The sequence below is a fragment of the Streptomyces beijiangensis genome, from assembly GCF_017315755.1.
Taxonomy (GTDB): domain Bacteria; phylum Actinomycetota; class Actinomycetes; order Streptomycetales; family Streptomycetaceae; genus Streptomyces; species Streptomyces beijiangensis.
Genome location: NZ_JAFLRJ010001698.1, coordinates 1 through 305 on the forward strand (window position 1 = coordinate 1; position 305 = coordinate 305).

Annotated in this window: 1 pseudogene; it reads left to right on the forward strand. The window is 53.8% G+C overall.

Features of this window, described 5'->3' with window-relative positions:
• Positions 1-23: 23 nt before the first annotated feature.
• Positions 24-305, forward strand: a pseudogene (locus J0695_RS46670) (hypothetical protein); the annotation flags it as partial.

Genomic DNA, 305 nt, shown 5'->3' on the forward strand with positions numbered 1-305 from the left:
TAGACGACGAGTGGAAGCAACGCGTGAAAGACAGCATTCCTGAGCTTCCGGACGAGCGCCGCAAGCGCTACATCGAAGAGCTTGGCCTCCCTGCCTATGACGCGAAAGTGCTGACTTTGACAAAAGAAATGTCCGACTTCTTCGAAGCGGCCGTTGAAAAAGGCGCAGACGCGAAGCTGGCGTCGAACTGGCTGATGGGTGAAGTATCGGCTTACTTGAACGCCCAGCAAAAAGAGCTTGCGGATGTCGAACTCACACCTGAAGGCCTTGCCGGATTGGTCAAGCTGATCGAAAAAGGAACGATT